This is a genomic window from Streptomyces aquilus (assembly GCF_003955715.1).
Lineage (GTDB): Bacteria > Actinomycetota > Actinomycetes > Streptomycetales > Streptomycetaceae > Streptomyces > Streptomyces aquilus.
In genome coordinates, this window is sequence record NZ_CP034463.1 from 6,362,742 (window position 1) to 6,388,022 (window position 25,281).

General features: G+C 70.7%; 26 protein-coding genes. 22 read left to right on the forward strand and 4 right to left on the reverse strand.

What is annotated here, in order from left to right:
* Nucleotides 1-87 precede the first annotated feature (87 nt).
* The 4 genes from EJC51_RS29430 (at nt 88) to groL (ending at nt 4,015) form a co-directional block, all read left to right on the forward strand.
* Nucleotides 88-1,023 carry a polysaccharide deacetylase family protein gene (locus EJC51_RS29430; RefSeq protein ID WP_126273825.1) on the forward strand — a complete coding sequence of 312 codons (936 nt, stop codon included), beginning with the start codon at nt 88-90 and terminating at the stop codon, nt 1,021-1,023.
* Nucleotides 1,020-1,730, forward strand: a complete 711-nt coding sequence (locus tag EJC51_RS29435) for a polysaccharide deacetylase family protein (RefSeq protein ID WP_126273826.1) — start codon at nt 1,020-1,022, stop codon at nt 1,728-1,730. Before EJC51_RS29430 ends, EJC51_RS29435 begins: the two co-directional genes overlap by 4 nt.
* 220 nt (nt 1,731-1,950) lie before the next feature.
* A complete protein-coding gene (gene groES, locus EJC51_RS29440) occupies nt 1,951-2,259 on the forward strand; it encodes a co-chaperone GroES (RefSeq protein WP_055493212.1) in 309 nt (102 codons plus the stop codon).
* Nucleotides 2,260-2,389: 130 nt separating this feature from the next.
* Nucleotides 2,390-4,015, forward strand: a complete 1,626-nt coding sequence (gene groL / locus EJC51_RS29445) for a chaperonin GroEL (RefSeq protein WP_126273827.1) — start codon at nt 2,390-2,392, stop codon at nt 4,013-4,015.
* 66 nt (nt 4,016-4,081) lie between these two features.
* On the opposite strand, the gene EJC51_RS29450 is transcribed toward groL, so the two are convergent.
* Nucleotides 4,082-4,786: an ester cyclase gene (locus EJC51_RS29450; RefSeq protein WP_126273828.1), complete on the reverse strand. Its 705-nt coding sequence runs from the start codon at nt 4,784-4,786 to the stop codon at nt 4,082-4,084.
* A gap of 137 nt (nt 4,787-4,923) precedes the next feature.
* Between EJC51_RS29450 and EJC51_RS29455 the strand changes: the two genes are divergently transcribed.
* From EJC51_RS29455 to EJC51_RS29520, 14 genes are all read left to right on the forward strand, one after another.
* Entirely contained in the window at nt 4,924-5,619 is a 696-nt protein-coding gene (locus EJC51_RS29455) for a heme oxygenase-like domain-containing protein (protein ID WP_097267879.1), read from the forward strand.
* A 99-nt stretch (nt 5,620-5,718) separates the two neighbouring features.
* A complete protein-coding gene (locus EJC51_RS29460; RefSeq protein WP_126273829.1) occupies nt 5,719-6,957 on the forward strand; it encodes an ATP-grasp domain-containing protein in 1,239 nt (412 codons plus the stop codon).
* Complete coding sequence (locus EJC51_RS29465) at nt 6,950-8,179, forward strand: ATP-grasp domain-containing protein (RefSeq protein ID WP_166682917.1); 1,230 nt, start codon at nt 6,950-6,952, stop codon at nt 8,177-8,179. The genes EJC51_RS29460 and EJC51_RS29465 overlap by 8 nt, the downstream gene beginning before the upstream one ends.
* An 11-nt stretch (nt 8,180-8,190) precedes the next feature.
* A complete protein-coding gene (gene gntA, locus EJC51_RS29470; RefSeq protein WP_208870749.1) occupies nt 8,191-8,991 on the forward strand; it encodes a guanitoxin biosynthesis heme-dependent pre-guanitoxin N-hydroxylase GntA in 801 nt (266 codons plus the stop codon).
* A complete protein-coding gene (locus EJC51_RS29475) occupies nt 8,988-9,764 on the forward strand; it encodes an SDR family NAD(P)-dependent oxidoreductase (protein WP_126273831.1) in 777 nt (258 codons plus the stop codon). Before gntA ends, EJC51_RS29475 begins: the two co-directional genes overlap by 4 nt.
* Nucleotides 9,761-10,792 carry an inosamine-phosphate amidinotransferase 1 gene (locus EJC51_RS29480; RefSeq protein ID WP_126273832.1) on the forward strand — a complete coding sequence of 344 codons (1,032 nt, stop codon included), beginning with the start codon at nt 9,761-9,763 and terminating at the stop codon, nt 10,790-10,792. The genes EJC51_RS29475 and EJC51_RS29480 overlap by 4 nt, the downstream gene beginning before the upstream one ends.
* 5 nt (nt 10,793-10,797) lie before the next feature.
* Nucleotides 10,798-11,601 (forward strand): GNAT family N-acetyltransferase, encoded by an 804-nt coding sequence (locus EJC51_RS29485; protein WP_126273833.1) that lies wholly within the window; start codon nt 10,798-10,800, stop codon nt 11,599-11,601.
* Nucleotides 11,598-12,386, forward strand: a complete 789-nt coding sequence (locus EJC51_RS29490) for an MOSC domain-containing protein (protein WP_126273834.1) — start codon at nt 11,598-11,600, stop codon at nt 12,384-12,386. The genes EJC51_RS29485 and EJC51_RS29490 overlap by 4 nt, the downstream gene beginning before the upstream one ends.
* Nucleotides 12,383-13,717 carry a hypothetical protein gene (locus EJC51_RS29495; protein ID WP_126273835.1) on the forward strand — a complete coding sequence of 445 codons (1,335 nt, stop codon included), beginning with the start codon at nt 12,383-12,385 and terminating at the stop codon, nt 13,715-13,717. The genes EJC51_RS29490 and EJC51_RS29495 overlap by 4 nt, the downstream gene beginning before the upstream one ends.
* Before the next feature lie 13 nt (nt 13,718-13,730).
* Entirely contained in the window at nt 13,731-14,993 is a 1,263-nt protein-coding gene (locus EJC51_RS29500) for an MFS transporter (RefSeq protein ID WP_126273836.1), read from the forward strand.
* A gap of 119 nt (nt 14,994-15,112) precedes the next feature.
* Nucleotides 15,113-16,624, forward strand: coding sequence for a MocR-like transcription factor YczR (gene yczR, locus EJC51_RS29505; RefSeq protein ID WP_126273837.1), 1,512 nt, complete (start codon nt 15,113-15,115; stop codon nt 16,622-16,624).
* Nucleotides 16,621-17,259, forward strand: coding sequence for a maleylpyruvate isomerase N-terminal domain-containing protein (locus tag EJC51_RS29510; protein WP_126273838.1), 639 nt, complete (start codon nt 16,621-16,623; stop codon nt 17,257-17,259). Before yczR ends, EJC51_RS29510 begins: the two co-directional genes overlap by 4 nt.
* Nucleotide 17,260: 1 nt before the next feature.
* A complete protein-coding gene (gene argB / locus EJC51_RS29515) occupies nt 17,261-18,199 on the forward strand; it encodes an acetylglutamate kinase (RefSeq protein WP_126273839.1) in 939 nt (312 codons plus the stop codon).
* Nucleotides 18,133-18,798, forward strand: coding sequence for a hypothetical protein (locus tag EJC51_RS29520; protein WP_126273840.1), 666 nt, complete (start codon nt 18,133-18,135; stop codon nt 18,796-18,798). The genes argB and EJC51_RS29520 overlap by 67 nt, the downstream gene beginning before the upstream one ends.
* Nucleotides 18,799-18,826: 28 nt before the next feature.
* Here the strand turns inward: EJC51_RS29520 and EJC51_RS29525 are convergent, their stop codons facing one another.
* On the reverse strand, nt 18,827-19,600 hold the full coding sequence (locus tag EJC51_RS29525) for an SDR family NAD(P)-dependent oxidoreductase (protein ID WP_126273841.1): 774 nt from the start codon (nt 19,598-19,600) through the stop codon (nt 18,827-18,829).
* Nucleotides 19,601-19,642: 42 nt separating this feature from the next.
* Nucleotides 19,643-20,320 carry an MOSC domain-containing protein gene (locus EJC51_RS29530; RefSeq protein WP_126273842.1) on the reverse strand — a complete coding sequence of 226 codons (678 nt, stop codon included), beginning with the start codon at nt 20,318-20,320 and terminating at the stop codon, nt 19,643-19,645.
* 80 nt (nt 20,321-20,400) lie between these two features.
* On the opposite strand from EJC51_RS29530, the gene EJC51_RS29535 reads away from it, so the two are divergent.
* Complete coding sequence (locus tag EJC51_RS29535; RefSeq protein WP_126273843.1) at nt 20,401-21,309, forward strand: LysR family transcriptional regulator; 909 nt, start codon at nt 20,401-20,403, stop codon at nt 21,307-21,309.
* Nucleotides 21,310-21,384: 75 nt separating this feature from the next.
* Here EJC51_RS29535 and EJC51_RS29540 read toward each other — a convergent pair whose 3' ends face one another.
* Nucleotides 21,385-21,717, reverse strand: coding sequence for a WhiB family transcriptional regulator (locus EJC51_RS29540; protein WP_126273844.1), 333 nt, complete (start codon nt 21,715-21,717; stop codon nt 21,385-21,387).
* A 381-nt stretch (nt 21,718-22,098) separates the two neighbouring features.
* Between EJC51_RS29540 and EJC51_RS29545 the strand changes: the two genes are divergently transcribed.
* The 3 genes from EJC51_RS29545 (at nt 22,099) to guaB (ending at nt 25,195) form a co-directional block, all read left to right on the forward strand.
* The gene (locus tag EJC51_RS29545) at nt 22,099-22,710 is read left to right on the forward strand and encodes a response regulator transcription factor (protein ID WP_003948568.1); all 612 of its coding nucleotides are present in this window, start codon (nt 22,099-22,101) and stop codon (nt 22,708-22,710) included.
* 162 nt (nt 22,711-22,872) lie between these two features.
* Nucleotides 22,873-23,538 carry a sigma-70 family RNA polymerase sigma factor gene (locus EJC51_RS29550; RefSeq protein ID WP_373559684.1) on the forward strand — a complete coding sequence of 222 codons (666 nt, stop codon included), beginning with the start codon at nt 22,873-22,875 and terminating at the stop codon, nt 23,536-23,538.
* Between the two features lie 151 nt (nt 23,539-23,689).
* A complete protein-coding gene (gene guaB / locus EJC51_RS29555) occupies nt 23,690-25,195 on the forward strand; it encodes an IMP dehydrogenase (protein WP_126273845.1) in 1,506 nt (501 codons plus the stop codon).
* Nucleotides 25,196-25,281: the final 86 nt, after the last annotated feature.

Consider the following 25,281-nt stretch of genomic DNA (forward strand, 5'->3'; position numbering starts at 1 on the left):
CTCATTGTGAGCCAGTCGGAGGACCGTATGCCTCCGGCGGCGGTGTCGGGCCGGGATAGCGGTGGTGAACTGCGAAGATCCGGCGCCATGGGATCAGTAGGACAAGATGACAAAAGCCGGGCCGCATGGAGCCCTCGGGGCGGTCTGTGGAGTCTGCGCGGCACCCTCGCCGTCCTCGCCCTCGCCGCGGTCGCCTCCGGCTGTGCGCAGGGCGGCGACAGTGCCAAGGTCCGTCCCGCGCCCGGCCAGCAGCCCCTGAAGGCGCCCCCGGCCCGCGCCCTCGACGCGTACGCCACGAAGCTGCGCGCCTCCGTGGCCGTCGCGAAGCGGTGGGGGCTGAACAGGGCCCCGCTGGCCGCCCCGGCGCCGCCCGCGAAGAAGCCGCGGATCACCACCCGCAAGGGCTTCGAGGTCGACGGGCACGAGGAGCGGGGGCTGCCGCCCGTCTTCACCACGATCCCCACCCAGCAGAAGATCGTCTTCCTCACCATCGACGACGGCGCCGAGAAGGACCCGGCGTTCCTGCGGATGATGAGCGAGTTGAAGATCCCGTACACCGCCTTCCTCAGCGACTACCTGGTCAAGGAGGACTACGGGTACTTCAAGCGGATGCGGGACCGGGGTGTCGTGCTCAACAACCACACCCTCCACCACCCCTATCTGCCGGGGCTGTCCTACGGCCGTCAGAAGCGCGAGATCTGCGGCATGCAGGACGTGATCGAGAAGCACTACGGCAAGCGGCCGCTGCTGTTCCGCCCGCCGTTCGGGAACTACAACGAGGACACCCTGGTCGCGGCGAAGGCCTGCGGGGTGAAGTACGCGCCGATCTGGAACGAGGAGGTCTTCGTCGATCACTGGGAGTACCGGGAGTGGGACCGGAGGATCCACCCGGGCGACATCGTGCTGAGTCACTTCCGCGGCCGGGAGGAGTGGAAGGGCACGATGCCGGACATGGTCAGGCGCTTTCTGAACAAGATCACGGCCGAGGGGTACGCGGTGGCACGGCTGGAGGACTACTTGTGAGGGCCTTGACGGCCGCTGTGGCGGTGGTTCTGCTGGTGACCGGCTGCGCCCAGTCCGTCGACCCCATCGAACGGCTGGGCAAGAAGGCGGTGACGTACGGCGCGAAGGGGGTGCGGTCCGGGCCCGAGGTGCCGGTCGTGAAACGCGTCCGCACCTCCGACAAGGTGGTCTTCCTGACGTACGACGACGGCGTCGAGCAGGACCCGCGGTTCGTGGAGTTCGTGCGGCAACGGCGGCTGCCGGTCAGCATGTTCCTCACGGACAGCGTCGTCGGGCCGGGGTACGGCCACTTCGCCCGCCTCCAGTCGGTCGGCGCCTCCATCCAGAACCACACCCTCGACCACACCGCCCTGCGCGGCCTGCCGTACGCCAGCCAGCGCCACGAGATCTGCGGCCAGCAGGACAAACTCGGCTCCCGTTTCGGGGTGCGCCCCCGCCTCTTCCGCCCGCCCTACGGGACGTACGACACCACGACCCTGCGCGCCGCCACGGACTGCGGCGTCGGCGCGGTCGTCCTGTGGCGGGCGGCGATGGAGGGCGACCACCTGACCTACGGCACCGGCCCGCACCGCCTGCTCCCCGGCGACATCGTCTCCCTGCCGTCCACGGAGACGACGGGCCTCACGCTGGTGGAGCGGACGACCCGGCTGCTGCGGGAGGTCGAGGGGGCGGGGCTGAAGGTGGGGAGGCTGGAGGACTACCTCTGACTGGAGGACTGCCTCTGAGCCGTGCGGGGCGCCCGATGTAGGGACGCGATTAGCAGTCCGCTTGACCGAGTGCTAATCGCGGTCATAGTCTCGGGTCTGGCACTCCCCCCTGGAGAGTGCCAATAGCGACGGGCAGGTCCGGCACCCGCGACGACGGATCGACCTGGTCGCCACCTCAGACAGTTAACCCCGTGAGATCTCCGAAGGGGGAGGTCGGATCGTGACGACCGCCAGCTCCAAGGTTGCCATCAAGCCGCTCGAGGACCGCATCGTGGTCCAGCCGCTCGACGCCGAGCAGACCACGGCCTCTGGCCTGGTCATCCCGGACACCGCGAAGGAGAAGCCCCAGGAGGGCGTCGTCCTCGCCGTGGGCCCGGGCCGCTTCGAGAACGGCGAGCGCCTGCCGCTCGACGTCAAGACCGGCGACATCGTGCTGTACAGCAAGTACGGCGGCACCGAGGTGAAGTACAACGGCGAGGAGTACCTCGTCCTCTCGGCTCGCGACGTGCTCGCGATCATCGAGAAGTAATTCACCGGCTTCCTTACCGAAGCACATCTTGCTTGTGAGCTGCGCCCCGGGTTCCCGCGTCCTTATGAAGCCGGGCGTCCGGGGCGCAGTTCGTTTCACCCACGTTTTCCGAGAGGGCTGAACCGCTCCCATGGCGAAGATCCTGAAGTTCGACGAGGACGCCCGTCGCGCCCTCGAGCGCGGCGTCAACAAGCTGGCCGACACGGTCAAGGTGACGATCGGCCCCAAGGGCCGCAACGTCGTCATCGACAAGAAGTTCGGCGCGCCCACCATCACCAACGACGGTGTCACGATCGCCCGCGAGGTCGAGATCGACGACCCGTACGAGAACCTCGGCGCGCAGCTGGTGAAGGAGGTGGCGACCAAGACCAACGACATCGCGGGTGACGGCACCACCACCGCCACCGTGCTCGCCCAGGCGCTGGTCCGCGAGGGCCTGAAGAACGTCGCCGCGGGTGCCTCCCCGGCGCTGCTGAAGAAGGGCATCGACGCGGCCGTAGCCGCCGTGTCGGAGGACCTTCTGGCCACCGCCCGTCCGATCGACGACAAGGCGGACATCGCCGCCGTCGCCGCGCTGTCCGCCCAGGACCAGCAGGTCGGCGAGCTCATCGCCGAGGCGATGGACAAGGTCGGCAAGGACGGTGTCATCACCGTCGAGGAGTCCAACACCTTCGGTCTGGAGCTGGACTTCACCGAGGGCATGGCCTTCGACAAGGGCTACCTGTCCCCGTACTTCGTCACCGACCAGGAGCGTATGGAGGCCGTCCTCGACGACCCGTACATCCTGATCAACCAGGGCAAGATCTCCTCGATCCAGGACCTGCTGCCGCTGCTGGAGAAGGTCATCCAGGCCGGCGCCTCCAAGCCGCTGCTGATCATCGCCGAGGACGTCGAGGGCGAGGCCCTGTCGACCCTGGTCGTCAACAAGATCCGCGGCACCTTCAACGCCGTCGCGGTGAAGGCCCCCGGCTTCGGCGACCGCCGCAAGGCGATGCTCCAGGACATGGCGGTCCTCACCGGCGCCACGGTCATCTCCGAGGAGGTCGGCCTCAAGCTCGACCAGGCCGGTCTGGACGTGCTGGGCTCCGCCCGCCGCGTGACGATCACCAAGGACGACACGACCATCGTCGACGGCGCCGGCGACTCCGCCGACGTCGTGGGCCGCGTCAACCAGATCAAGGCCGAGATCGAGAACACGGACTCCGACTGGGACCGCGAGAAGCTCCAGGAGCGCCTCGCGAAGCTGGCCGGCGGCGTGTGCGTGATCAAGGTCGGCGCCGCCACCGAGGTGGAGCTGAAGGAGAAGAAGCACCGTCTGGAGGACGCCATCTCCGCGACCCGCGCCGCGGTCGAGGAGGGCATCGTCTCCGGTGGTGGCTCCGCGCTCGTCCACGCCGCCAAGGTCCTCGAGGGCGGTCTGGGCAAGACCGGCGACGAGGCCACCGGTGTCGCCGTCGTCCGCAAGGCCGTCGTCGAGCCGCTGCGCTGGATCGCCGAGAACGCCGGCCTGGAGGGCTACGTCATCACCTCCAAGGTCGCCGAGCTCGACAAGGGCCAGGGCTTCAACGCCGCGACCGGCGAGTACGGCGACCTGGTGAAGGCCGGCGTCATCGACCCGGTCAAGGTCACCCGCTCCGCCCTGGAGAACGCCGCCTCCATCGCCTCCCTCCTGCTCACGACCGAGACCCTGGTCGTCGAGAAGAAGGAAGAGGAGGAGCCGGCCGCCGCGGGTCACTCCCACGGCCACTCCCACTGAGGCTTCGCACGCCTGACGGAAAGCCCCCGGCCCGCGCCCAGCGGACCGGGGGCTTTCCCGTACCCGCTACTGCTCCAGGTCGTCCAGCACGCCCAGCTGCGCCATCAGCCCGAGCCGGTCGTACTGCCACCACCCCTCGGCGAGCTTCCCGCCGGGAGCGCACCGGTGAATGGTGGTGCCCGTCATGGACACCCGCTTCCCCGTGGCCGGGATTCCCATGAAGTCCCCGGTGTGCGTGCCGCGCCAGGTCCACCGGGTGCACACACGGTCGCCCTGGGTCAGCTGATCGTCGATCGTGAAGTCGAAGTCGAAGCCGCTCTTCCACATCTCGACCTCGCGCCGCACCGCGTCCAGCCCGATCACGTCCTGCTCGTTGGCCGGATCATGATCGTGGTAGTCCTCGATCAGCAGCCCGTCGAACGACGGCACCTCCGGCCCGCCCAGCGCCTCGAAGAAGCGCCGCGCCCCGGCGGCGTACAGCTGCTCGTCCCGGACGACGTCGAGGTCCGTGAACGTCGGCATCCCGTCGCAGAGAGCGACCATCTCCTGGAAGATCCGGTCCGTCTCGGGCAGGTTCGAGTTCCGCATCGCCTCCTCGTACGACGGGAACTCCACGATCTCGATGAAGTGCGACGCGTCCGAGCGGTCCTTGCCGATGACGTCGTGCGTCGCGGTCCGCTTCCCCTTGGTCTGTTCGACCCACCTGTCCATCAGCTGGTTCATCTCGTCGAACCGGCTGGTCCTGCAGTCGATGAGCTGTACGAAGGTCATGGTCGTGCCTCCGGCCTCCACGGGTCCGGCAGATAAGGCCATTCTCCTCCCATGGGGCCACGATCTCCATATTGGCCCTGTGGCTCCACTCGCGATCAAGCCAGACTCATGACCGATCCAAGGAGGAGGAATCCGTAATGACGAAGCTTGATCGGTCCCGACTCGAGAGCCTGGCCGAGGAATTGATGGAGAAGCAGTTCCAGCGCGTCACCAAGCTGCGCGAACTGCACGCGGGCGAATGGACCGACCGGGACTACTACATTCGTCACATCACCGAGACGGTGCTGCGTATTCGGCTGAACAACGAGGTCGACACCTACGCCCTCTTCAAGGTCGGCTCGAAGGACGACAGCCTCGCCGCCAAGCTCGCCCAGTACCTGGCCGAGGAGTTCGGGCACGAGGGCATGTTCACCCGTGACCTCAACAAGTTCGGGTTCACCAGCGAGCAGCTGGAGGCCACCGACGTCTTCCCGGCGACCAAGCAGCTCATGGGCTACCTGCGCCTGGAGGCCGACAAGCGCGGTCCCGCGCCCACGACGGTCTGGGACTGGTTCGTCGAGTGGTACTCGGACCGCTACAACCAGATCATCACCAACAAGGCGGCCGAGGAGTTCGGCACCGAATTCACCCAGGGCACCCAGACGCACCTGGACTTCGACGAGTCGCACGACCACGACGAGCTGATGTTCCGCACCGTTTCCCAGGCGGTCGAGGGATTCGGCTCCGCGGAGCAGGCGTACGCCGATCTCGCCACGTACATCGAGCTGATCGGTGATTACTTCCAGGAGCTCTACGACTCCACGGTCGGCGCCCGGGAACTGGCCTCCGCCTGATTCGGAAGAAAGCTCGGCGGACGGCCCGGTAATTCCAGTTCAGCGATCTCACGGTAATTCCGGGCCGTCCGTCGGCCAGAGCGGAGAAACACACTCATCATGTCTGCACAGAGAATTCTGGTCGTCGAGCCGATGTCCTCGGCGAACGGTCTGATCCTCGCCGCCCACCAGCAGGGTTTCGAGGTCGTCGTGGCCTCCCACCACAGTGGTGACCGCACCATCCCGGAGACCCTGCGCGCGTACATCGACGAGCTGCTGGTCGTCGACACCAACGACGAGGCCGCGCTCACCGAGGTGGTGACCGAGGCCCATGGGCGCCGGCCGCTGACCGGCATCCTGCCCGGCTTCGAGTTCTACGTGGACAGCGTCGCCCGCCTCGCGCACCGGCTCGGTCTGCCCGGTCTGCCGGTGGAGACGGTGGCGGCGCTGCGCGACAAGTCCGTCATGCGGGCCCGCGCCGCGGCCGCCGGCCTGCGCGTGCCCCGCTACGCGGAGGCGTCCGGCCTCGACGAACTGCTCGCCGCCGCGGCCCACGTCGGCTACCCCGCCGTGCTCAAGCCCGCCGCCTCGGCCGGCAGTGTGCACGTCAGCCGGGTCGACGACGAGGACGGGCTGCGGCGCGCCTACGACTGGCTGGTCTCCGACACCCGCACCGACGCGGGCCGCGGCCTGGACGGGCGGGTGCTCCTGGAGGAGTACGTCGCCGGTCCCGAGATCAGCGTCGAGGGGTACGTCACCGACGGCGAGGTCGTCATCTCGGCCCTCACCACGAAACTCCTCGGCCCCGAGCCGCACTTCGTCGAGATCGGCATGGTCGTCCAGCACGAGACCGACCCGGAGACCCGGGCCAGGATCGAGGCGTACGTCGTCGACCTGTGCCGGGCCCTCAACATCCCCCTCGGCATCTTCCACTGCGAACTGCGGCTGCCCGAGGGCGACCCGGTGCTGATCGAGATCGGCGCCCGGCTCGCCGGACACCGCATCCCGCATCTGGTGGAGCTCGCCACGGGCACCTCGCTGACCCGGATCATGCTGGCCCACTACACCGGCCAGGACCCCGCCGAGCTGGGCGCGTTCACGGCCCCGCGGGCCAAGACCGCGGCCATCCACTGCTTCACCGCGGAGGGGCTCGAAACCTTCCACCGGGTCGCCGGCGCCGAGGAACTGCGCGAGGCCCCCGATGTGCTGGAGGTCTCCGTCTACTACCGGGAGGGCGAGGAGATCCCGCCCGCCGAGGACTTCCGGGCGCTGCTCGGCCATGTGGTCTTCGCGGCCGAGTCGCACACGGCGGCCCTGGAGCGCATCGAGGCGCTCGGCCGGGAGGTGCGCGTTGAGTAGCCCCACCTATCTGGTTCTCAACCGGTACGACGACGAGTTCGGCGAGTACCACCGGTTCGTCGAGCCCGGCAGCTGCCGACTGGCGTACGTGACGCTCCCGTACGGCGTGCCGGTCCTGGACGCCGACAGTGCTCTGGACCTGGTCGTCGTCGACGACCTGGAGTTCGACACCGTCCTGCCGATCGCCCGCCGCCTCGTGGCGCGGTACGGCGCGTTCGACGGTGTGGTGGGGCTGTCGGAGTACGACGTGCTCACCGCGGCGCGGCTGCGCGTCGCGCTGGGCGTGCCCGGCTGGCGGCCCGACTTCGTCACGGCGTTCCGTGACAAGCCGCGGATGAAGGAGCTGGTCGGTGCCGCCGGGCTGCGGGTGCCGAGGTTCTGTGATCTGGACGCCGGGACGACGGCCGAGGAGATCGTCGGTGAGCTCGGGCTGCCGGTGATCCTCAAGCCGCGCGACGGCTGGTCCTCGCGCGGGGTGGTGCGGGCGGACGACGCGGCGGCGCTGGCGCGTGCGCTGGCCGAGGTCGATCCGGCGGCGTACGAGTGCGAGGAGTACATCGAGGGCCGGGTCCTGCATGTCGACGGCATCCGGCGCGGCGGGAAACCGCACTTCGTCAGCGCCTCCGGCTATCTCAACACCTGCCTGGACTTCCTCGACGGCCTGCCGCTCGGCTCGGTGCTGCTCGACCCGGGGCCGGAGCGGGACCGGGTGACCGGCTTCGCCGACGCCTGCCTCGACGCGCTGGGCCTGGACGACGGGCCCTTCCATCTGGAGCTGTTCGCCACCGAGCAGGGGGAGTTGGTCTTCCTGGAGGTGGGCCTGCGGCCCGGCGGCGCCGAGGTCGGGTTCGTGCACCGCGACCTGTTCGGCATCGACCTGTTCGGCGAGGCGTTCCGCGCCACGCTCGGCCTGCCGCCGCTGAAGGCCGCCGAGGAGTACGACAACACGCCGGGCGGCGGCTGGGTCAGCGTGCCCGAACCGCGTCCGCTGCCCTGCCGGGTGGTGTCCAGGACACCGCTGCTGGGCGAGGTCCCGGAGGTCTACGCGGAGGTCCTGCCGGACATCGGCACGGTCTTCGACGGCACCGGCGGCTACGACCACATCGGCGGCCGGTTCCGGCTGCGCGGCGTGGATCACGCGACCGTGCGCGAAGCGGCGCTGACGGTCATGCGGACCTACCGGGTCGTCGCCGAACCGGTACCGCAGAAGCAGGGCGACTAAGGGGGATACCAGTGCTTGGCACCAGCCGTCGTCCGACGGGGGAAGTCGGGGAGGGGTCGGCGGAGAACCCGCCGGCCGATGCCGCGGAACCAGCGACGGAGAACCCGTCCGAGCGGGCCGCGGCGCAACTGACGGAGAAATTGCTGGGGCCGGAGTTCTCCTGTGTGGCGGGCAAGAGCGCGCAGCTGCGCGGCACGCTCGTGCACCGTCACTTCGGCCGGCTCGCCGACCCCGGGACGACCACCGAACTGCACGCGGCGCTCGCCGACTTCGCCGCACGCCGTGAGGACATCGACCCGCTGATGGCGACGTTCGCCGCGACCTTCTCGGGACCGGCGGACACGGACGAGACGGAGTTCGAGGAGCTGCTGTGGAAGCAGCTCCAGGACCTGCACGACCTGGACACCGGGGTGTTTCCCTGGGACCCGTCGGTCGATCCCGACCCGGCGTCGGAGCGGTTCGGCTTCAGCGTCGGCGGCCACGCCTTCTTCGTGGTCGGCCTGCACCCGGGCGCCTCCCGGATCACCCGCCGCTTCCCGCAGCCCACCCTCGTCTTCAACTCCCACCTCCAGTTCGGGCGGTTGAAGGAGAAGGGCATCTACCAGCGCATCCAGGGCCAGGTCAGGGAGCGGGAGCTGGAGCTCCAGGGCTCACTCAACCCCAACCTGTCCGAGTTCGGGGCCGCGTCCGAGGCCGCGCAGTACTCGGGCCGCCCCGTCCCGGAGGGCTGGACGTGCCCCTTCCATCCCGCCCCGACGGCCTTTACGGCGGACCGTGACCCGGTCGCCTCTGAGGAGAGCAGCACCCCATGACCAAATGGACCGTGATCACCGGCGGTACGGCCGGGATCGGGCGGGCGGTGGCGGAGCGGTTCCTCAAGGAGGGGCTGCCGGTGGCCGTGCTCGCCCGGCGCGTGGAGCGACTCGACGACCTGGTGGCCGCGTTCGGGCCCGAACTGATCCGCGTCGAGCGGGCCGACGTACGCGACGGCGACTCGGTCGCCCTGGCCGTCGACGCGCTGCTCGCGGACGGCGGCGAGATCGCCGCGCTCGTCAACAACGCCGGGCTGTCGCTCGGCCTCGGCGCCCTGCACGACGGGGCCGTCGAGGACTGGGACACCATGATCGACACCAATGTCTCGGGTGTCCTGCACGGCATCCGGGCCGTGCTGCCGGCGATGCGCCGCACCGGCGCCGGGCACATCATCAACCTCGGCTCGCTGGCCGCGGAGTACCCCTTCTTCGGCGGCAACGTGTACGCGGCCACCAAGGCGTTCGTCCACCACCTGTCCGCCAACCTCCGCGTCGACGTGCAGGGCACCGGCATCCGCGTGACCTGTATCGCCCCCGGCATGGTGCGCAGCGAGTTCGCGCTGGTCCGCTTCAAGGGCGACCAGGACCGCGCCGACGCGCTCTACGACGGCATCCGCCCGCTCGCGCCCGAGGACGTCGCCGACACCGTGCTGTGGGCCCATCGCACCCCGGCGCACGTCAACGTCAACTACGTCGAACTCATGTCCATTGACCAGCCGTTCGGTCTCTCGCTGACCCGTCCGGCACCGGCACAGCGAAAGGAAACGCCGTGAGCTCCGTCAGGTCGTTCAACGACTTCGGACAGCTTGAGGAGATCGTGATCGGAAGTGCCGAGCACTTCCACATCCCGGACGCGGACGCCTCGCTGCGCCACTTCTTCGGGCTGCCCGAGGACCACACCGGCGACCAGGTCACCGAGGCCGACCTGGCCCGGATCATCGACGAGACCCAGGAGGACCTCCAGGCGCTCGCCGACACCCTGACCTCCTTCGGCGTCACCGTCCGCCGCCCGGCCCCGGCCGTCCACGGCTCCCCGCTGACCGTCGCCGACTGGACCACCACCGCCAACCACTCGCTGATGCCCCGCGACTGCCTCCTGGTGGTCGGCGAGAACATCATCGAGGCGCCGATGCCGGTCCGCGCCCGCTACACCGAGACCTTCCCGTTCCGCGGCCTGCTCTCCGAGTACTTCGCCTCCGGCGCCAACTGGCTCGCCGCCCCGCGCCCCCGCCTCGCCGACGCGACCTACGCCTACGAGGGCGACACCCCCGTACTCGCCGAGATCGAGCCGCTGTTCGACGCCGCGAACCTGCTGCGTGCGGGCAGCGATCTGTTCTTCAACGTCAGCAACACCGGCAACCGCACCGGCGCCGCCTGGCTGCGCCGGGTGCTCGGGTCCGAGTTCACCGTCCACGAGATCTCGATCTGCGACGACCACGTGGGCACCACCCTGCACATCCTGCGCCCCGGCGTGCTCCTGGCCAACGCCGGCCGGCTCACCCCGGAGACCATCCCGGCACCGCTGCGGAACTGGAAGATCATCTGGTTCGACGAGCCCGAGGACGACGGCTACGGCCTCACTTGGCCGCGCGCCTCCACCTGGATCGGCATGAACATCCTCTCCGTCAACGAGGAGACGGTGATCGTCCCGGCCCGCCAGACCGAACTGGCCCGCCAGCTGGAGAAGGAGGGCTTCACCGCCGTACCCGTGCCCTACCGCCACGGGCGCACCTTCGGCGGCGGCTTCCACTGCTGCTCCCTGGACGTACGCCGCCAGGGTTCGCTCGAGTCGTACGTGTAGCGGCCATGGCCATCAACCTGAACACCAGCAAGGTGGTCGACGTCCAACTCAGCCGTGGCGGCGAGGAGTTCGTCGACGTCCGGTTCCGCCGGGCGCGCGCCGAGGACGCCGAGGCGATGTACCGGCTGTCGCTGCCCTTCATGGACACCGGTCAGCTCCTCGTGCGCGAGCGCGCGCTGTTCGAGACCCTCTCCGAGGACTTCCGGGTCCTGGAGGCCGACGGCGAGGTCGTCGGCTGCGCGGGCCTGCGCGGCTTCGACGCGCTCGCCGAGATCTACAACGTCGCCGTCGACGAGAAGCGGCACGGCCTCGGCCTCGGCCGGCTGCTGCTGGCCAGCATGGTCGGCGCGGCCCACGCGGAGGGGTTCGCGGAGGTGCTCGTCTTCTCCAAGACCACCTCCGCGTGGTTCGCCCGCTACGGCTTCGAGCCCGTCGACCCGGCCCTGCTGCCCGCCGCCCGCCTCGCCCTGGTCGACCCCGCCCGCGAGTCCGTCGCCCTGGGCCGCGCCACCGTCGGCGGCTACGACGGCGTCGAGGTCCTGGCGGCACTGACCGAGCTCCGGGTCACCTTCGACCGCAGCGCCGCCGAGTTCGGCTGGGACGGCTCCTACGACTCCCTGCTGCCGTTCGCCGACGACAACGGCGTGGAGACCAAGTCGCTGTGCTGGGCGGGCGTCTGCGGCACGTGCGCCGTACGCCTGAAGCGCGGCACCGTCCGCTACCACGTGCCGCCGCAGGGCGACCCCGACGAGGGGGAGGTGCTGCTGTGCATCTCGCAGCCGGTGACCGACCTGGTGCTGGACCTGTGAGCCCGGCACCGAAGGCCGTGCAGCTGTGGCGCTACCCGGTGAAGTCCATGGGCGGCGAGCAGACGGACCGGCTCTTCCTCGGCCCCAGCGGGGTGGTCGGCGACCGTGAGTTCGCGGTGGTGGTCGCGGCCACCGACCGCGTGCTCACCGCCAAACGGGAACCCCGGCTGCTGGACGCCACCGCCCGCCGTCACGAGGCCGGGGCCGAACTGACCCTGCCCGACGGGCGGCGGTTCACCACCGCCGACCCGGACGCGGACGCGATCCTCAGCGACTGGCTCGGCCAGGCCGTGGGGCTGCGCCGCCAGACCGGCCGGGTGCACACGGTCGAGGAGTACCGCAAGGACCCGGCCGAGCCGTCGTCCCTGTCCACCTTCGACCTGCCCGCCGGCAAGTTCGTCGACGAGGCCCCGGTCCACCTGCTGAGCGAGGGCGCCCTGCGCACGGCCGGCGCCCGCCACCCCGACGGCACCTGGGACGTCCGCCGCTTCCGCCCCAACGTCCTGCTGAGCGCGCCGGAGCACGGACCGGCCGAGGACGCCTTCCTCGGCACCCGCACCGCCATCGGCAACGTCCTCCTGGACGTCACCGAGCCCACCCAGCGCTGCGTGATGGTGACCCAGCCGCAGCGGAACCTGCCCAAGGACCGCGAGATCCTGCGCTCCCTCGTGCGGGCCTCGGCCGGCACCTTCGGCGTCTACGCCACGGTCGCCCGCCCCGGCACCGTCCTGCTCGGCGACACCCTCGCCGCGGACGGCGTCACAGCGAGGGAGCTGGTGCGATGACGGACGCGGTCACCCGGGCCTACAACGAGTCCGCGGTACGCCCCGACTCCGCCCCGACCCTGCGCCGGGCACCCTCGCTCGCCGACTGGCCCGGCGAGTACCTCTCCCGCCCCCTCTTCGTGGAGAAGGACCAACTGCACGGCTTCGCGGCCGACCTGGACCGCATGCTGGGCCTGCTCACCTCCCTGCCCGAACGGCTCTACGACGGTGATCTCGACGCCTTCTGCGCCGCCCTGGGCCTGGACGAGCGGCGCGGCGCGGTGATGCGCAGGCTGGGCGGCGGCGCCCCGCCGCACGCCGGGCGGGCGGACGTCTATCACGACGGCACCGCCTTCAAGCTCCTGGAGTTCGGCATCGGCAGCGAGGTCGGCGGCTGGGACCGGGCCGGGGAGATCCCCCGGGTCCTGCTGGAAGAGGACGCCGCCTTCGCGTCCTTCGCCGCCGGACACGGCCTCGGCTACACCCACACCGGGCGCGTCCTCGCCGACGCGCTGCGCGAGGCCGGGGCGGCCGTGGCGGCGGGCGGCGGCGATCCCGTCGTGGCGCTGCTCGAAGGGCCCGGCGGCCTCGACCGGTGGGGCGCGACCTGGCAGCCGCTGCGGGAGCTGATGCGGGGCTTCGGCCTGGACTTCCGGATCGGCGAGATCGGCCAGATCACCTTCCGCCACGACAAGCCGTACCTGGACGGCACCCCCGTCGACGTGGTCTACCGCTGCTTCGAGGCCGACCAGGTCTATCTCGACCCCGAGGCCATGGCCCTGGTGGAACCGCTGTGCCGGGCCCACGAGGTGGGCACCGTCGTCCTGTGGACCCCGCTGGAGAGCAACCTCTACTGCGAGAAGGGCTGCCTCGCCCTGCTCTCCGACACCCGGTACCGGGACCGCTTCAGCGCCGACGAGCAGGCCGTGATCGACCGGGTGCTGCCGTGGACGCGGGTGCTGCACGGCGACGGCTTCCTCGCCGACGCGGACCTGGTCGCGCGCTGCCATGACCGCCGTACCGAACTGATCCTCAAGCCCAACGGGCTCTACGGCGGCAAGGGCGTCGTGGCCGGCTGGGAGACCGACGCGGGGGAGTGGTGGCGGGCGGTGCGCGAGGCCGCCGAGGGCGGCTGCGTGCTCCAGGAACGCGTCACCCCGCGGCCCGAACCGGTCGTCGACCCGCTCACCGGCGCGGTCGAGCACTGGCAGGCCGCCTGGGGCTTCTTCTACCTCCCGCGGGGACACGCCGGCGCCTACGCCCGGGTGCTGCCCGCCGGGGACAGCGCCGTCATCGGCATCAGCGCCAACGACAAGACCCGGACGGCCGGCGTCTTCCACTACTCGAGCTGAGGATCTGCCTGTCATGAGCGAGTTGTCCGTGCCGGACGCGCCCGACGCGACGGACGCCGAGGACAAGAAGGCCGTCCAGGGCGAGGGCATGGGCCGGGAGTTCCGGCTCCTGTGGTCGGCCGACCTGATCGCCACCCTCGGCGACGGCGCGCTCGTGGCGGCGATCCCGCTGCTGGCCAAGTCGCTCACCAGCGACCCCAGCCTGGTCGCCGGGGTCGCCACCGCCCGCACCCTGCCCTGGCTGCTGCTGGCCCTGATCGGCGGTGCGATCGTGGACCGCTTCGACCGGCGCCGGCTCATGGTCGGCGCGCAGGCCGCGCAGGTGGCCCTGGTCGTGGTGGTCGCCGTCATCGCCACCTTCGACCTGGCGCAGATCTGGATGCTCTACGTGCTGGCCTTCGGAGTGGGCTGCGCGGAGATCCTGTTCACCGGCGCCAGCCAGGCCCTGGTGCCGACTCTGGTGAAGTCGGACCATCTGGAAGCAGCCAACGGACGCCTGGTGGCGACCGCCTCGGTTTCCCGAGAATTTGCCGGGCCGCCGTTGGGCGCCGCCCTGTTCGCGTTCGCTATTCCGCTGCCGTTCTGGCTGAATGCGATCGCGTTCTTCGTGTCGTTGCTGTTGTTGTCTCGAATCCGCGCCACCGGCCGGCCGCCCCGCCCCGAGCAGCCGACCGCGATGCGCACCGAGATCGCCGAGGGACTGCGCTGGCTGGCCAAGAACCGGCTGCCGCGCACCCTCACGCTCATCGCCGGCTCCGGCAACTTCTGCGAGTCGATGGCCCTGGCCACGCTGGTGCTCTTCTCCCACGACGTCCTCGGCATCGGCGACCGCGGCTACGGTCTGCTGCTGGCCGCGATGGCCATCGGCGGGGTGATCGGCGGGCTGGTCAGCAACCGGGTCGTGGACCGCTTCGGGGCCCGGCAGGTGGCCATCGGCGTGCAGGTCGTGTGCCCCCTGGCCTGGCTGGCGATCGGCCTGGTCGGACGCGATCCGGTCACCGTGGTCGCCCTGTTCACGCTCTTCTCGATCGCGCTGTCGATGTGGAACGTCGTGTCCTGGTCGGTACGTCAGCGGCTCATCCCGAACGAGCTGATGGGACGGGTCAGCGGCGCCGGGCGGATGTTCGCCTTCGGCGCGATGCCGCTGGGCGCGCTGGTCGGCGGATTCGTCGCGGACTGGCTGGGACTCGTCGCTCCCTGGATCATCGGCGGCATCCTGTCCCTGCTCGTCGCGGCGTTTGCACTCCCCGCTCTCCGCAAATGGGACGGTGAGTGACAACGTTGGCCGGAGTATTTCCCGATCGTGAAAACTTTCCAAAAGATCTTGTAGTGGCGCTGTTCTCGGCCAAGACTCCCGCTGGCAGGAAAACGAACCTGACTAGCGGGGGGACCGCAATGAGGGACGACGTCGCCCAAAAGGTGAACGCGGACCAATTGGCAAGACTGCTCGGCGACTGGCGACAGGGCACCGCGTACATGGACCTGGCGCAGGCGCTCAAAGCACTGATCCTGGACGGCCGCCTCTCGGTGGCGGCCAGGATCCCGGCCGAACGAACCCTGGCCGCGGCCTGGGGCATCAGCAGGAACACCGTGGCCTCGGCCTACCAGCGGCTGCGCGAGGAGGGCTATCTGCGCAGCCGGCAGGGCGCGGGAAGCTACGCGGCCCTGCCCGACGGCGCCGAACGGGCGCCGCGGGCCCTGTCCTGGGTGCCGGGGCAGGCCGTCGACACGCACATCGACCTCACCTGCGCGTCACTGCCCGCACCGGAACCGGCGTTCAGCCTCGCGGTGGCCGACATCGCCACCCGCATGGCCCGCCACTCCGACGGCCACGGCTACGACCTCGTCGGGCTGCCCGCCCTGCGGCAGGCCATCGCCGACCACTACACGGCACGCGGGGTGCGCACCACCGCCGACCAGATCATGGTCACCGTCGGCGCCCACCACGCCTGGGGGCTGCTGCTCCGGCTCCTCGTCCGGCCCCGGGAACCGGTCCTCATCGACAGCCCGACCTACCCCAACGCCCTGGAGGCCATCCGCAGCCACGGTGCCCGGCCGGTGCCGGTCGGCCTGGACGACGCCGGCTGGGACATCGACCTCGTCGAGAGCGCCCTGCGCCAACCCCGGCCCGCCGTCGCCTACTTGATGCCCGACTTCCACAACCCCACCGGCCTGGTCATGCCCGAGCCCGCACGCCGTGCCGTCGTCGACGCGGCGCTGCGCAGCGGCACCTACGTGGTCGTGGACGAGACGCTCTCCGAGGTCAACCTCGACGCGGGCCCGCTGCCGCCGCCGATGGCCGCGTACGGCAGACCCGGCGCCGTCATCAGCATCGGTTCGCTCAGCAAGACCGTCTGGGCCGGGCTCCGGGTCGGCTGGGTGCGCGCCTCCAAGTCGGTCATCTCCCGCCTGGTCGCCGTCCGCGGCCCGAGCGACCCCGGCAATCCCCTGGTCCAGCAGCTCATCGCCTGCCGGCTCTTCGAGATGTACGACGAGCTCCTGCGCGCCCGCAGCGCGGAACTGATCGCCCAGCGCACCGCCCTGACCGACGTGCTGCGCGCTCAGCTGCCGCAGTGGCGGTTCACGGTGCCGCGCGGCGGACTGTGCCTGTGGGTGGATCTCGGCGCGCAGATCAGCACCAAGCTCTCGCTGGCCGCCGGGCGGCACGGCGTCCAGGTGCTGCCCGGCCCGCGGTTCGGCGCCGACGGCACCCTGGAGAACCGACTCCGCCTCCCCTTCGCCCTGGACGCGGACACCCTGACCACCGGGGTGGCCCGCCTCCGCGAGGCCTTCGACGAGGTCATGGCCGAGCAGACGGCCACACCCCGCACCTGGAACCGCACCCGCATCCCCGTCCCCGCGCTTCCCGCTACGCGCGTCAACCCCACCGAAAGGCTGCCGCGATGAGCCGCATCACCGGCGCGTACCTCGATGCCGCCGACGTGGCGGTGGATCTGCTCAACCACCCTGCGCTGGCTGCTCGTTGGAAGGAGCCGAGCGCGCTCGACGAGTGGAGCGTCGGCGGGCTCGCCGGGCATCTCGCCTGGCAGGTCTTCTTCCTTCCGGCCGTCCTCGACGAACCCGCCCCCACCCAGCCGGTCATCGGCCTCGACGACTACTACGCCCGCGTCCGCTGGATCGACGCCGGTCTCCACGACGAGGCCAACGCCCGTATCCGACGCGGCGGTGAGGACGCCGGCGCCGAGGGCGTGCGGGCGCTGGCCGACCGGGCCGCCGACACCGTACGCGCCCTGCGCACCCGGCTGCCCGCCGAGCCCGACCGGGCCGTACGGCTGCCGGTGTGGGGCGACTACGCGCTGAGCCTCGACGACTTCCTGACGACCCGTCTGATGGAACTGGTCGTGCACACGGACGACTTGGCGTTCAGCGCCGGCATCCCGACCCCCGAGCTGCCCGGACCCGCCGTCGAGGCGACCGTCGGCCTGCTGACCCGGCTGGCGCTGCGCCGTCACGGCCAGTCCGCCGTACTGCGCGCCCTCAGCCGCGCGGAACGGGCCCCGGCCGGCATCACGGCGTTCTGACATGGACGGCATCCCTGACCTTCGTCCCTTCCGAGACCGCACCGTCGTCGTCAAGCTCGGCGGCAGCGCCATGGCGGACCGGGACCTGCTGCGCACCTTCGCCCAGGACGTCGCCCGGCTGCACCGCGCCGGCGTCCGGCTGGTCGTGGCGCACGGCGGCGGCCCGCAGATCAACGCGCACCTGGAGAAGCTCGGCCTGCCCGTCACCTTCACGGCCGGCCTGCGCGTCACCACCCCCGAGACCATGGACGTGGTCCGGATGGTGCTGGCCGGCCAGGTGCAACGCGATCTCGTGGGCCTGCTCAACGAGAACGGCCCGCTCGCCGTCGGCATCACCGGCGAGGACGCCCGGCTGCTCACCGCCGCCAAGCGGCTCGCCGTCCTGGACGGCGACGAGGTCGACATCGGCCTCGTCGGCGACGTCACCGACGTCGACACCCACGTCCTGCGCGCCCTCACCGACAGCGGTCTGGTCCCGCTGGTCACCGGCATCGGCCGCGGCACGGACGGACAGGTCTACAACATCAACGCCGACAGCGCCGCCGCCGCCCTCGCGGCCGGCCTGCGCGCCGACCACCTCGTGATCCTCACCGACGTACCGGGCCTGTACGCCGACTGGCCGCGCCGGGACCGGATCGTCGAACGCCTGACCGTCACCCGGGCGGCGGAACTGCTGCCCGACCTGTCCGGCGGCATGGCCCCGAAACTGGAGAGCTGTCTGCGGGCCGTCCGGGCCGGGGTCGGCCGCGCCCAACTCCTCGACGGCAGGGTGCCGCACGCCCTGCTGTACGGCTCCTTCGGCACCGGGCACACCGGGACCTCCGTCGTGCCCGATCCTCCCCACACCCCGCTGAACCACCTGGAAGACGACACATGCGCCTCATCACCTCCCCGTCCGCCCTCCGCCTCGGTCTGCACCACGTCCGGGTCTGGAAGCTGACCTCCGACCAGCCCCTGCTGCGCGCGGACGACGGTCTGAGCGCCGAGGCCGCCGCCGGGGCCTGGGAGCAGGACGCCCCGGAACTCCCCGCGGGGTACCGGAAGCTGCTGGCCGACCTCGGCTACGAGGGCACGACGCCCGCCGGTGAGCGGCTGCGCGAGGGCGTCCGCAGCCGCGGCTGGCGCTCGCACGGCGCGGTCGTCGACGCGGTGAGCATGGCGACGCTGCGGCACGGCGCGGGCATCGGACTGCACAGCCTGTTCAAGGAGGACGAGGGCAGCGACCTCGTCGTCACCCGGGCGGCCGGCACCGAGCGGATCGTCCCCGCCTTCTCCACCAAGTCCAAGCCCGTCCCCGCCGGCGACCTGCTCTACGGTCTGGCCGACCCGGACGGCGCCGTCGAGGAACCCTTCGCCTGGCTGGGCCGCCGCGACTGCGACGCCGCGAGCCGCCAACTCGCCCCCGACAGCGGGGAAGCGCTCCTGGTCGTGCTCGGCTGCCCGGGCGAGGACGCGGCGCACAGCGAGGCCATCGGCGCCACGGTCGCGCACCTCCTCGCCGAACTCCGCCCGGACGTCACGCTGAGGCCGGTCGCGTAAGAGGCCCTTATCGCGGGCCGTACTTCCGCTATTGCGGGCCGTACTTCCGCCCCGTCTTCGAGCTGATCCCGCCGAGCAGCCCGCGCGGCACCACCTTCACCACGCCCATCAGCGCCTTGTACCGGGGGTCGGGGATCGACAACGTCTTCCCCCGGGCAAGGTCGCCGAGCGCGGACGCCACCAGCTTGTCCGCGTCGAGCCACATCCACCCGGGGATGTTGTCCGTCCCCATCCCGGCCCGCTCATGGAACTCGGTACGCACGAACCCGGGGGCCAGCGCCATCAACCGCACCCCGCTGCCCGCGAGATCCTTGGCCGCCCCCTGCGTGAACTGCACGACCCACGCCTTGGAGGCGCCGTACGTCCCGCGCGGCACGAAGGCGGCCACGGACGCGACATTGACGACACCGCCCCGCCCGCGCTCCCGCATCCCCTCCGCCGCGGCCGACGTCAGCCGCAGCACCGCCTCGCAGTGCACCTTGAGCATCCGCAGCTCGTCGGCCATGGAGACGTCGAGATAGCGGCCCTTGTTGCCGAAGCCGGCGTTGTTGACCAGCAGGTCGACGGGGCGGCGGCGGTCGGAGAGCCGCTCGGCGACCGACTCGATGCCGTCGTCGGTGGCCAGGTCCGCGGTGAGGACCTCCGCCTCCACGCCGTGCCGGTCGTGCAGCTCGGTGGCCTGCTCGCGCAGCCGCTTGGTGTCGCGGGCCACCAGCACCAGGTCGTGCCCGTCAGCCGCCAGCCGTCGTGCGAACGCGGCACCGATGCCCGCGGTCGATCCCGTAATCAATGCCGTTGTCATGGCGCAAGGTTAGTGACCCGGACCGACAGCGTCCGACGACCGTCAGGCGTCGGACATCCCGTACTTCTCCACATACGCGCGCGCCGACCGCAGCACCTCCGGATGCAGCGCGTCCCCCGCGGCGAGCATCCGGGGCAGCAGGGCGCGCTCGGTGGTCGTCGCCCGGAAGGACAGTGCGACCGTCACGTCGTGGTCGGGCCGGTGCACGATCTCGACGGGATCCCCGGCCCGGAACTCGCCCGGCTCGATCACCCGCAGATACGCCCCCGGCGCCCCCTTGGCGGTGAACCGCTTCACCCACCGCTGCTCACCCACGTGGCCCTGGAAGGTCGCGCACGGAATCCGCGCACTGGTGATCTCCAGCACCACCTCGGGCCCGATCCGCCAGCGCTCACCGATGAGCGCCCCGGACACGTCCAGACCGAGGGTGGTGATGTTCTCCCCGAAGGCGCCGTTGGCCAACGTCCGCCCGAGCTCGCGCTCCCAGTCGTCCAGGTCCTCGCGCGCGACGGCGTACACCGCCTGGTCGTCCCCGCCGTGATGCTGCCGCGTGCACACGTCGTCCCCGGCGAGCCCGCTGCCGCCGATCCCCTTCGGCCCGGGCGCCGCCACCCGCACCGGCCCCGCCACCGGCTGCTTGTCGATCCCGGTCACCCCCTCCGGGTTGTCCGTGTACGACACGGCCTTGGCCCGGCCCAGATTCACCGACAGAAGCTTCATGGACGGCACGGTAGGCGGCCGCCGTCAAAGCCGCTACGCATTATTCGGCGTCGTATCAAAGCCTGGCTTATCCTCGAAGGGTGATCGAAGCTCGTCACCTGCGCGTTCTCCGTGCCGTCGCCGCCACCGGCTCCTTCTCGGCCGCCGGCCGCGAGCTGGGCTGCACCCAGCCCGCCGTCAGCCAGCAGATGAAGGCCCTGGAGGCGTCCGTGGGCACCCCGCTGCTCATCCGCAGCGGCCGCGAGATGCGGCTGACCCAGGCGGGCGAGGCACTCGTCCGGCACGCCGCCGGAATCATCGCCGGGCTCACCGCCGCCGAGGAGGAGGTCGCCGCCATCGCCGGCCTGCGCGCCGGCCGGGTGCGGCTGGTCTCCTTCCCCAGCGGCAGCTCCACCCTCGTCCCCACCGCCCTCGCCGCCCTGCGCGCCGCGCACCCCGGCACCCGCGTCTCCCTGGAGGAGGCCGAACCGCCGCAGTCCGTCGAGATGTTGAGAGAGGGCGACTGCGACGTCGCACTCGCCTTCCGGTACGAAGGCGCCGCGGGCGGCGGCGACGAGTGGGAGGACCTCGTCGTACGGCCCCTGCTGCGGGACCGGCTCGTCGCCCTCGTACCCGAGCGGCACCGGCTCGCGCGGGCCGGGTCCGTCGCCATCGGGGAACTCGCGCGCGAGCCCTGGATCGCCGGATGCCCGCGCTGCCGCGGCCAGTTGGTGGAGGTGTGCGAGGGCGCCGGCTTCACACCCCGCATCGACTTCGCGACCGACGACTATCCGGCCGTGGTGGGTCTGGTCGGCGCCGGCCTGGGCGTCGCCGTCCTGCCGCAGCTCGCCATCGAGTCGGTACGGCCGCGCGGTGCGCGCACGGTCACCCTGGAACCGGCCGTGCGCCGGGAGATCGTCGCGCTGACCCTGCCCGACCTGGCCCAGGTGCCGGCCGTGGCGGCGACGCTGGACCAGCTGGAGCGGGCGGCGGGGCGCAAGCAGCCGTAGCGGGAAAGCGAAGGGGCACGCGTGCGCGTGCCCTTTTTGGAGACGTGCGCGTGCCCCTTTTGGAGAAACGTTCCTTCAGTTGTTCGAGACGGCGTGCCCGCCACTCGACGACGACGCCGTCACCAGGCGGTTGCGCGCCCGGCCCATGAGCTCCTCGCGCTCGTCCTCGGTCAGCCCGCCCCACACGCCGTACGGCTCTCGCACCGCCAGCGCGTGCGCCGCGCACTGCGCGCGCACCGGGCATCTCATGCAGACCTCCTTGGCCGAGTTCTCACGAGCACTCCGCGCCGCACCGCGCTCTCCCTCCGGATGGAAGAAGAGCGAACTGTCGACCCCGCGGCAGGCAGCAAGGAGCTGCCAGTCCCACAGGTCCGCGTTCGGTCCGGGAAGGCGGGAGAAATCTGCCATTACGTGACCCCTTGTAGCCGTTCTGCGGCGGATACGGTGTCCACGACCGTACATCTACGATCTAAGGAGATGAAAATATGACTCATTGCGAATCTAGCCTCAGACACCAGTAAATGGGAAGAAATAGGGCCGAATGGGGCACCGGTTGTGATGAAACGTTGTGGGTCCGCCGCGCATGTCTGCACCGTGTCCGCACCCTCACGTAGAGTGCCGAAGACGGCGCACAGCCCCGTAACTCTTTCGAGTGACCGTCGTTGAGAGTGCGGAGGCGGTTGAAGCAACAAGTGCTCGGGCAGGCGTCCGGGACGGTCGACCGCACAGGTGACATTTCGTACCAGCCTGGAGGCTCAAGGTGACGTGCATCAGCTGCGGAGGGCGGCCATGACATCCGTCCTCGTCTGCGACGACTCCCCGCTTGCCCGAGAGGCGCTCCGCCGCGCGGTCGCGACCGTGCCCGGCGTCGAGCGCGTGACGACCGCGGCCAACGGCGAGGAAGTCCTCCGCCGCTGGGGCGCCGACCGCTCGGACCTCATTCTGATGGACGTACGCATGCCCGGACTGGGCGGCGTCGAGACCGTGCGGCGGCTGCTGTCCGCCGACCCCGGTGCGCGCATCATCATGCTCACCGTCGCGGAGGACCTGGACGGGGTCGCGCTGGCCGTTGCCGCCGGCGCCCGCGGGTATCTGCACAAGGACGCCTCGCGTGCGGAGCTGCGGGCGACCGTGACGCAGGCTCTTGCCGACCCCACGTGGCGACTTGCTCCGCGCCGGCTGCGGTCCGCCGAGATGGGGGCGGCGCCCACGCTCACCGCGCGTGAGATCCAGGTGCTCGAAGGGATGAGCCACGGGCGGTCCAACGCGGAGATCGGGCGGGAGCTGTTCCTGTCCGAGGACACCGTGAAGACGCATGCTCGGCGACTGTTCAAGAAGCTGGGTGCGTCCGACCGGGCGCACGCCGTCGCTCTTGGGTTCCGTTGGGGTCTGGTTCGCTGAGAACTCGGCTGCGGGTGCGTCGTGGCTGGTCGCGCAGTTCCCCGCGCCCCTATGGGGCGCGGGTCATCGTGCCCGGTGCTGGTTTCGGCGCCGATGCCGCATCCTTGAGGTGTGGAGTCTCTCGGGGACGAGTCGGTCGAGCGGAAGGGGAGGGCGCAGGGGATGAGTTCCGGCGCACCTGCTCATAACGCTTCGGTGCACAACATCGGACGCGGTGCCACGGATGAATCGGCCGCAAGGCACCATGGACCGATGCGCGAGGACGAGACGACGGTGATCGGTGGGCTTGTCCATCGCGCCGTCGACGGGGATGAGCAGGCGACTCACGACCTGCTCGCCCATGTCCACCCACTGGCGCTGCGCTATTGCCGTACGCGGCTGTCCCGGCTCCCCGGCGACGCGCGTCATTTCGTGGAGGACCTCGCGCAGGAGGTCTGTGTCGCGGTGCTGCTCGCGCTGCCGCGTTACCGGGACACCGGCCGGCCCTTCGAGGCCTTCGTGTTCGCCATCGCCGCCCACAAGGTCGCCGACCTCCAGCGTGCCGCGATGCGGGGCCCCGGCTCGACGGCGGTGCCGTCGGACGAGATGCCGGAGCGGCCCGACGACTCGCTCGGGCCCGAGGAGCGGGCGCTGCTCAGCAGTGACGCCGAATGGGCCAAGAAGCTGCTGGCCAACCTCCCCGAGAACCAGCGGGAGCTGTTGCTGCTGCGGATCGCGGTGGGGCTGACGGCGGAGGAGACGGGACAGATGTTGGGAATGTCACCCGGCGCGGTGCGGGTGGCACAGCACCGTGCGCTGAGCAGGCTGCGGGCGCTGGCCGAGCAGTAGGGCCCGCTGTTTGTGGCTTCGGTGAACAGGCCCTGCCTCGGTTCCGTACGAAGATACGAAGCCGGTAGCAGGACGGAACCGTGGAATTCGGGACCCTTCCTTCCCGTTAGCATGGACATCCGCACCGATCAAGGCCATTGGGGAAGGTGTCATGACTGCAAACGTCGACGGAGTGCCCGCCAAATTCGCGACGCTCGGGCTGACCTACGACGACGTGCTGCTGCTGCCGGGCGCGTCGGACATGGCTCCCGACGAGATCGACACCGCCTCGTACGTCTCCAAGAACGTGCGGGTGAACATCCCGCTGCTGTCCGCCGCCATGGACAAGGTCACCGAGTCGCGCATGGCGATCGCGATGGCCCGCCAGGGCGGCGTCGGCGTTCTGCACCGCAACCTCTCCATCGAGGACCAGGCCAACCAGGTCGACCTCGTCAAGCGCTCCGAGTCCGGCATGGTGGCCGACCCGATCACCGTGCACCCGGACGCCACGCTCGCCGAGGCCGACGCGCTGTGCGCCAAGTTCCGCATCAGCGGCGTCCCGGTCACCGACCCGGGCAAGAAGCTGCTCGGCATCGTCACCAACCGCGACATGGCCTTCGAGAGCGACCGCTCCCGCCGGGTCCGCGAGGTCATGACGCCGATGCCGCTGGTCACCGGCAAGGTCGGCATCTCCGGCGTCGAGGCCATGGAGCTGCTGCGCAAGCACAAGATCGAGAAGCTTCCGCTGGTCGACGACGAGGGTGTCCTCAAGGGCCTCATCACCGTCAAGGACTTCGTCAAGGCCGAGAAGTACCCGAGCGCCGCCAAGGACGCCGAGGGCCGGCTCCTCGTCGGTGCCGCGGTCGGTGTCGCCGGTGACGCCTTCGAGCGCGCCCAGGCGCTGATCGAGGCGGGCGTCGACTTCATCGTCGTCGACACCGCGCACGGCCACTCCCGGCTGGTCGGCGACATGGTCGCCAAGATCAAGTCCAACCACACGCGCGTGGACGTCATCGGCGGCAACATCGCCACCCGTGACGGAGCCCAGGCGCTCATCGACTCCGGCGTGGACGGCATCAAGGTCGGCGTCGGCCCCGGCTCCATCTGTACGACCCGCGTCGTCGCCGGCATCGGCGTCCCGCAGGTCACCGCCATCTACGAGGCCTCGCTCGCCGCCAAGGAGGCCGGGGTCCCGGTCATCGGCGACGGTGGCCTCCAGTACTCCGGCGACATCGCCAAGGCGCTCGTCGCGGGCGCCGACACCGTGATGCTGGGCTCGCTGCTCGCGGGCTGCGAGGAGTCCCCGGGCGAGCTGCTGTTCATCAACGGCAAGCAGTTCAAGTCGTACCGCGGCATGGGCTCGCTCGGCGCGATGCAGTCCCGCGGCGACCGCAAGTCCTTCTCCAAGGACCGCTACTTCCAGGAGGGCGTCGCCTCCGACGAGCAGCTGGTCCCCGAGGGCATCGAGGGCCAGGTGCCCTACCGCGGCCCGCTCTCCTCGGTCGTCCACCAGCTGGTCGGCGGCCTGCGCCAGTCGATGTTCTACGTCGGCGGCCGTACCGTCCCGGAGCTCCAGGACAACGGCCGGTTCGTCCGGATCACCTCGGCGGGCCTCAAGGAGTCGCACCCGCACGACATCCAGATGACGGTCGAGGCGCCGAATTACAGCCGTAAGTAGTCGCCAGGCTTCACGAGGGCGGTCCCGGAGCATCCGGGGCCGCCCTTGTCGTATGCGTCGGGGATACTGGAAGGCGCTGCAACGCA

What these genes read in the sequence shown, in the direction of transcription:
- EJC51_RS29450 (WP_126273828.1), bottom strand. Translation starts at nt 4,786, where the DNA reads ATGACCTTCGTACAGCTCATCGACTGCAGGACCAGCCGGTTCGACGAG.
- EJC51_RS29510 (WP_126273838.1), top strand. Translation starts at nt 16,621, where the DNA reads ATGAGCCGCATCACCGGCGCGTACCTCGATGCCGCCGACGTGGCGGTG.
- guaB (WP_126273845.1), top strand. Translation starts at nt 23,690, where the DNA reads ATGACTGCAAACGTCGACGGAGTGCCCGCCAAATTCGCGACGCTCGGG.
- EJC51_RS29525 (WP_126273841.1), bottom strand. Translation starts at nt 19,600, where the DNA reads ATGACAACGGCATTGATTACGGGATCGACCGCGGGCATCGGTGCCGCG.
- EJC51_RS29495 (WP_126273835.1), top strand. Translation starts at nt 12,383, where the DNA reads ATGACGGACGCGGTCACCCGGGCCTACAACGAGTCCGCGGTACGCCCC.
- EJC51_RS29455 (WP_097267879.1), top strand. Translation starts at nt 4,924, where the DNA reads ATGACGAAGCTTGATCGGTCCCGACTCGAGAGCCTGGCCGAGGAATTG.
- EJC51_RS29485 (WP_126273833.1), top strand. Translation starts at nt 10,798, where the DNA reads ATGGCCATCAACCTGAACACCAGCAAGGTGGTCGACGTCCAACTCAGC.
- EJC51_RS29520 (WP_126273840.1), top strand. Translation starts at nt 18,133, where the DNA reads ATGCGCCTCATCACCTCCCCGTCCGCCCTCCGCCTCGGTCTGCACCAC.
- EJC51_RS29475 (WP_126273831.1), top strand. Translation starts at nt 8,988, where the DNA reads ATGACCAAATGGACCGTGATCACCGGCGGTACGGCCGGGATCGGGCGG.
- yczR (WP_126273837.1), top strand. Translation starts at nt 15,113, where the DNA reads ATGAGGGACGACGTCGCCCAAAAGGTGAACGCGGACCAATTGGCAAGA.
- argB (WP_126273839.1), top strand. Translation starts at nt 17,261, where the DNA reads ATGGACGGCATCCCTGACCTTCGTCCCTTCCGAGACCGCACCGTCGTC.
- EJC51_RS29530 (WP_126273842.1), bottom strand. Translation starts at nt 20,320, where the DNA reads ATGAAGCTTCTGTCGGTGAATCTGGGCCGGGCCAAGGCCGTGTCGTAC.
- EJC51_RS29545 (WP_003948568.1), top strand. Translation starts at nt 22,099, where the DNA reads ATGACATCCGTCCTCGTCTGCGACGACTCCCCGCTTGCCCGAGAGGCG.
- EJC51_RS29430 (WP_126273825.1), top strand. Translation starts at nt 88, where the DNA reads ATGGGATCAGTAGGACAAGATGACAAAAGCCGGGCCGCATGGAGCCCT.
- groL (WP_126273827.1), top strand. Translation starts at nt 2,390, where the DNA reads ATGGCGAAGATCCTGAAGTTCGACGAGGACGCCCGTCGCGCCCTCGAG.
- EJC51_RS29500 (WP_126273836.1), top strand. Translation starts at nt 13,731, where the DNA reads ATGAGCGAGTTGTCCGTGCCGGACGCGCCCGACGCGACGGACGCCGAG.
- EJC51_RS29550 (WP_373559684.1), top strand. Translation starts at nt 22,873, where the DNA reads ATGAGTTCCGGCGCACCTGCTCATAACGCTTCGGTGCACAACATCGGA.
- EJC51_RS29540 (WP_126273844.1), bottom strand. Translation starts at nt 21,717, where the DNA reads ATGGCAGATTTCTCCCGCCTTCCCGGACCGAACGCGGACCTGTGGGAC.
- EJC51_RS29460 (WP_126273829.1), top strand. Translation starts at nt 5,719, where the DNA reads ATGTCTGCACAGAGAATTCTGGTCGTCGAGCCGATGTCCTCGGCGAAC.